This is a genomic window from Methanoregula sp. (assembly GCF_049690535.1).
Lineage (GTDB): Archaea > Halobacteriota > Methanomicrobia > Methanomicrobiales > Methanospirillaceae > Methanoregula.
The window spans coordinates 1-5,736 of sequence record NZ_JBAVMX010000008.1 but is presented as its reverse complement, the minus strand read 5'-3'; the positions used below and the strand labels follow the sequence as shown (position 1 = coordinate 5,736).

The 5,736-nt window shown below is 54.7% G+C and carries 4 protein-coding genes, 1 tRNA gene and 1 pseudogene; 4 read left to right on the top strand and 2 right to left on the bottom strand.

All coding sequences use genetic code 11. The annotated features are described in order from the left end of the window. Positions 1 to 510 precede the first annotated feature (510 nt). A complete protein-coding gene (locus WCE46_RS00450; protein ID WP_424731733.1) occupies positions 511 to 714 on the top strand; it encodes a winged helix-turn-helix domain-containing protein in 204 nt (67 codons plus the stop codon). A gap of 361 nt (positions 715 to 1,075) precedes the next feature. Here WCE46_RS00450 and cysS read toward each other — a convergent pair whose 3' ends face one another. Together cysS and WCE46_RS00440 are read right to left on the bottom strand one after the other, a co-directional pair. Then, on the bottom strand, positions 1,076 to 2,335 hold the full coding sequence (cysS, locus tag WCE46_RS00445; protein WP_424731732.1) for a cysteine--tRNA ligase: 1,260 nt from the start codon (positions 2,333 to 2,335) through the stop codon (positions 1,076 to 1,078). Between the two features lie 22 nt (positions 2,336 to 2,357). After that, positions 2,358 to 2,430, bottom strand: a tRNA-Cys gene (locus tag WCE46_RS00440). A gap of 1,045 nt (positions 2,431 to 3,475) precedes the next feature. Between WCE46_RS00440 and cysK the strand changes: the two genes are divergently transcribed. The 3 genes and pseudogenes from cysK to WCE46_RS00425 form a co-directional block, all read left to right on the top strand. Beyond that, positions 3,476 to 4,408: a cysteine synthase A gene (cysK, locus tag WCE46_RS00435; RefSeq protein WP_424731731.1), complete on the top strand. Its 933-nt coding sequence runs from the start codon at positions 3,476 to 3,478 to the stop codon at positions 4,406 to 4,408. An 11-nt stretch (positions 4,409 to 4,419) separates the two neighbouring features. Next, positions 4,420 to 5,385, top strand: coding sequence for a serine O-acetyltransferase (gene cysE / locus WCE46_RS00430; RefSeq protein WP_424731730.1), 966 nt, complete (start codon positions 4,420 to 4,422; stop codon positions 5,383 to 5,385). A gap of 102 nt (positions 5,386 to 5,487) precedes the next feature. After that, a pseudogene (locus WCE46_RS00425) lies at positions 5,488 to 5,736 on the top strand (aminotransferase); the annotation flags it as partial.

The window sequence follows — 5,736 nt, the reverse complement described above, 5'->3', positions numbered from 1 at the left end:
GACCCTGGCCGGTGTTTGCATCAGGGAAACCGGTTTGCAGTCCCGCGATGACTCAGTTAAAAAATGATTGTGTTCTCGTGGCCGGGCTGTAACACCGGATTTCTTTCGGGGCATACACCTTTTCAGGGTACATTTGCCGGCATCAGTGAATGCGAGGCTCGTACCGATCCTGCAGCAGGGTCCATGCATGCAGCAAAAATGCGCGAAAATAATGTGAGGTCAAGTAATCTATGCTTGACATGCATAGAGATTCTGGTGCGGGCTTAAGAATGAATAAGGCCACTCCTTCCCCAAAAATGTGAATATACCCTTGTTTTTAGGGCATTTGACATCCGCGGAACAAACATTTACGTGGGTCCTGCGTAGCTGTGAAACGAAAGACTTAACAATTGTGAATTCTTACCTAGGTATGGTGATCCACTATGAGGGATCGTTTTTGTCGAAAATAACGTAGGCGCGAATGAAGGATCATTCGCACGAATCGGGCACCTGCCACCATCGGCAAAGCTCGTGTATAAAGTGCTGGAAACGAGCGGTCAGCTGACGCAGAAGGATCTCATCCGTGAGACCGCCCTGCCGTCCCGTACTGTCCGGTATGCATTGAACAGGCTCAAGGATGAAAAGTTCCTGATCGAACATTATTATTTCGTTGATGCTCGGCAGAGCCTGTACGGCCTGAACACGAAGCCGCAGGAAGAGGTGGTCGCTGTATGATGCGTCCGATGTGTACAACCGGCACCTTCCTCTCTGTCACGGGACCGTGGTGATCCCGTCACCACCGTCCTGTCCGCGATTTTTTTATTTTCCCATATTGATTCAGGCTTCACGTTTTCTGAAGATATCGTAGTATTCCGGGCTTCTTGCGATCGGGTGCACAGTGGCCGTATCCTTGTGCATATACTCATGCAGTGCTTTTTTTGGGTAATCACGGATACATTCGCAACGGGTATACCCTTGGGAAGAACAACCGTCACCGCTTGTTCTTGATGCAAAAAAATGAATACATAAAACGTAATGCCGGCATCGGCAGGTTTGTCATGTGAAATCCGGCAGAGGCATTATGGAGAAAACCTGATCATAGCGGCTTATCCGTGATCGGTATCCCTGCAGCCACCATGCGTTCGCGGATCAGATCGGCAACCTCAAACTGTTTTTTCGCCCGCAGCTCTGCCCGGATATCCTGTAGGACGCTTAACGGTGCGCTTGTCTCGCGCAGGAAATTGATACCGAGGATCTCCCCGTACTCCCGCAAAGCCTCCAAGTCCCCGCTTCCCGCAAGTTTCTGGATGGCGGCAATGGCCATAGGTGTGTTGAGGTCGGCCTCCATCGTGTCAGTAAACGCTTTTCGCCCCTCTGCATCGGCCCCTTTATCTTTCGTGGCAATCGCCCGGATATGGTCGAGCCCTTTTGCCGCGTTTGCAAAACCTTCGTCGGTTGCCTGGAGCGGGGACCGGTAGTGGGAGAGCAGGATGAAGTACCGCAGGACATCCCTGTTCCACATTTTTAACGCGTCACGAATCGTGATGAAGTTCCCGAGAGACTTTGACATCTTCTCGCCTTTTACCGTTAAAAATCCCGTGTGCAGCCAGTACCTGACCATAGGGTGTTTCCCTTCGAGCGACTCCATCTGCGCGATCTCCGCCTCGTGGTGCGGGAAGATCAGGTCCAGCCCCCCGCCGTGCATGTCGTACTGCTGGCCGAAATACTTCTCCGATATCGCCGTGTCCTCGATATGCCAGCCAGGCCGGCCCCTGCCCCATGGAGAGTCCCAGGTGTACTCCCCGAACTCGCCCAGTTTCCAGAGCGCAAAGTCAAGCGGATTATGCTTGGTCGCATCGGTGACCCGGCTGACCCGTTTTGCCCGCTCCTGGCCCGACAGTTCCCCGTTATGGTTGAACGTGTCGAGGTTGAAGTAGACCCCGGTCTCCGTGACGTATGCAACGCCCCGGTCGACCAGCCGTTGTACCTGGCCGATGATCTCGGGAATGTGGGTCGTTGCCCGGGCATAGTAACTGACCGCATCGATCCCGAGTGCATGCATGTCCCGCAGGTATTCGGTCTCGAACTTACGGGCAAGCTCGCTCTGGGAGACGCCTTCTTCTTTGGCGCGGTTGATGATCTTGTCGTCCACATCGGTGATGTTCTGGAGATAGAACACTTCTTTTCCGGTCCACCGGAGGTACTTTGCAAGGACGTCAAAGACGACGTAGGTCCTGGCATGCCCCAGGTGCGAATAATCATAGACCGTCGGACCGCAAACAAAGAGCGCGACCCGGTCAGGGTGAAGCGTCACCAGCGGTTCAACGGTTCGTGATAACGTGTTATACAGTTCCATGGCAGTGATCCCCTTTTATAGACGCCGGCGGAGGGAGTCGAACCCCCACACATCCGCTTTGCAGGCGAAGGCATTTACCGCTCTGCCACACCGGCCCGTTTTTATCCTTTTGATTTTTGGATTGCTGGTTTTCCCGTGATTAATCCGGGCAATCCCGGCATTTAGATCACTTTTACACATCCCTGTCTGCCCCCATTAACTTTGGTGCGGGGTCTTATTCCGATGAGATTTTCGAATTTCCGGGACGTGTTTCCAATATAAGAATATATTATGCAAATTCACAATTGTTAATGTTTTGTGTATTGCCATGGAATAATAAGGTTTTTCACTACCGGAGAGATTATGGGTCAGCTTCCCTGCACGTCTTGATGAGTTATCAGGAATGCAATAAAGCCCCTGCCACCGGCTCCGCAACCACAGGTGTCATCTTCACGTTTTCTGCCAGAGATGTACATGTATCGTGGAAAATCTGTCATGAAAATGATTATTCTTCCCCGGGAGGAGTAAACACTCTCCCGGGCATCAGAGTGGAGGTGATATGGTTGTGGTGCATGAGGCTTATTTTAATTCCGGTAGAGATTTCGGCCATAACGGGTGAGATGATGCCGCATGACCCTGCCGGGTCGGGTGTGAGGACGTGAAATCAGGATATGATTCTCACGGACACATACCGGGGATCGCATGTCGTCCGCGGGTTATGCGGTGTGCGTTCAGTGGTGAGCCTGATCTGGTCTGCCCTATGGGAGTACAATACTGCCCGGAGCTCCGGATACCGCTGAGCCGTTCTACCGGTCTTCCCGGCAGGCTGCAGGCACAGGCCCGGGCATCAGCTCCGGGTACACCCGGGCCGGCCGCGTGTCCAGCGATATTCGCATGGTGTGTGTTCATGGCTGTTTTCCTGTTCACCATTGTGAACACCCAGTATGGAACAGGCAGGGTAATATACCCTGATTTTGCGTCAGTTTTTGCCGCTATATTCTTGTTATCTCACAAAAATGATATCACTGATAGTACCAGATCAGGGAAGTGGTTTTTGCTGGAAACCAAGGTATAATATCTGGCTCCGGACAATTAACAATTGTGAACATCCGGGACCTGCCGGCTTGTGCGGGAGATCCCGGAGTCATAGAAGGAAACAGTATGGCAAAGATTTATGATAATATTACAGCAACCATCGGCAACACCCCCCTCGTACGGCTGAACCGCCTCACCAGCGGTGCCGGCGCAACGGTGCTTGCCAAGCTTGAGTCATTTAACCCGTTGAGCAGCATCAAGGACCGGATCGGGGTTGCAATGCTCGACGAAGCTGAAAAGCGCGGGTTGATCACAAGGGAGACGATCATTCTCGAACCAACGAGCGGCAACACCGGCGTGGCGCTTGCGTTCGTGAGTGCGGCCCGGGGATATAAACTGACGCTGGTGATGCCGGAGACCATGAGTGTCGAGCGGCGGAGACTTGCAAAAGCATTTGGCGCGGAGCTGGTACTTACACCGGGTCCTGAAGGGATGAAAGGGGCCGTTTCCAGGGCCGAGAAGATGGCAGCAGAGAACCCGAAGTACTTTTACATCCCCCAGCAGTTCAACAACCTGGCCAACCCGGCAATACACCGGAAGACCACCGCCGAAGAGATCTGGCGCGATACTGACGGGAAGGTCGATATCCTCGTTGCAGGTGTGGGGACGGGGGGAACAATTACCGGTATCGCAGATGTGATCAAGAAAAGAAAGCCCTCGTTCCGTGCAATTGCCGTCGAACCCGATGCATCACCGGTCCTCTCCGGCGGGTCTCCCGGCCCGCACCGCATCCAGGGAATCGGAGCTGGTTTTGTCCCGGCAGTGCTCAAGCGTGAGCTGGTGGACGAGATTATCCGTGTCAAAAATGAGGATGCATTCGAGACAACAAGGAGACTTGCAAAAGAAGAAGGTATCCTCGCAGGGATCTCCAGCGGTGCTGCGACCTATGCGGCACTTGCGGTGGCAGCGCGTCCGGAAAACAAGGGCAAGCTCATTGTCGTTATCCTGCCGGATACGGGTGAACGCTACTTAAGTATCCCTGACCTATTCGTGGAATAAGTGAGACAGCCATGGTTTTTGAACGCCTCCGGGAAGACATACGGGCAATCTTTTCCAAGGACCCCGCCGCCCGCTCCACTCTTGAAGTCCTCATTTGTTACCCGGGGCTCCATGCTCTCTGGTTCCACCGGAGGGCCCACTGGCTCTGGACCCACAACCTGAAATTCTGGGCCCGGTTCGTCTCCCACATCTGCAGGTTCCTTACCGGGATTGAAATCCATCCCGGTGCCGTGATCGGCCGGCGGGTGGTCATTGACCATGGCATGGGGGTCGTTATTGGCGAGACTGCCGAGATTGGAGACGACGTCCTTATTTATATGGGGGTGGTGCTGGGCGGCACGGCGCTCGAGAATGTTAAGCGCCACCCGACTATTGAAGACGGTGTGATCCTTGGATCCGGTGCCATCGTCCTTGGTCCCATCCGGATTGGAAAGGGGGCAAAGGTCGGTGCCGGGTCGGTCGTGGTCCGGTCGGTCCCGCCAGGCGCAACGGTTGTCGGTGTCCCGGGCAGAATAGCCGGCCCGGAGCATGGTTTCCCGGAAGAGACCATCGAAGAGGTCATGCCCGACCCGATGCTCCGTGTGGTGAGCCGGCTGCTGGACCGGCAGAACCGACTCGAAGAGAGGCTCCGCACTTTCGAGCAGGTACAACACGGCCCAATCTCCCCTACAGCCCGGCAGGAGATCGTCTGCGAGAACGAGATCCGTGAAGCGTTGCGGGAAGTCATTGATCCCGAGGTTGGTATCGACATCGTGGACCTCGGCCTCATCAAGGAAATACGGGTGAAGGGTACCAATGTGGAGATCGACATGGTTCTCACCTGCAAGGCCTGCCCTCTTTCCGATCACTTGTCCGGGCAGGTGCAGCGCAAGGTGCTCGGGGTCTGCGGTATCGAGCATGTACTTGTGAATGTGCTGGACGAACCGTGGAACTGGGACAGGTTCGTGAAACAGCGGGGAAACCTTAAACAGATTTGAACCGTGCCCGGGTTTTACGGGAGTTCTGGTCTGTCACGTAACGATATTGGAACCGGCACATGACCCGGTACCTTATTTTCATACCAGTTCCACCTTCTCATCATGAAGCAGACCGGGCCCGGCATCGCAGGAAACTCCACACAACCTGCGCCGGCACCAACCCACGCTCCCCACCCCTCGCGGGCCGATGCCTTTACCGAATCCGTGATCCGGGAGATGACCCGGCTCGCGCTCGCCCACAATGCGATCAATCTCGCGCAGGGTTTTCCTGATTTCCCCTGCCCCCCTGAACTGAAGGCCGCTGCCTGCGCCGCCCTCAACGAGGACTTCAACCAGTACGCGATCACATGG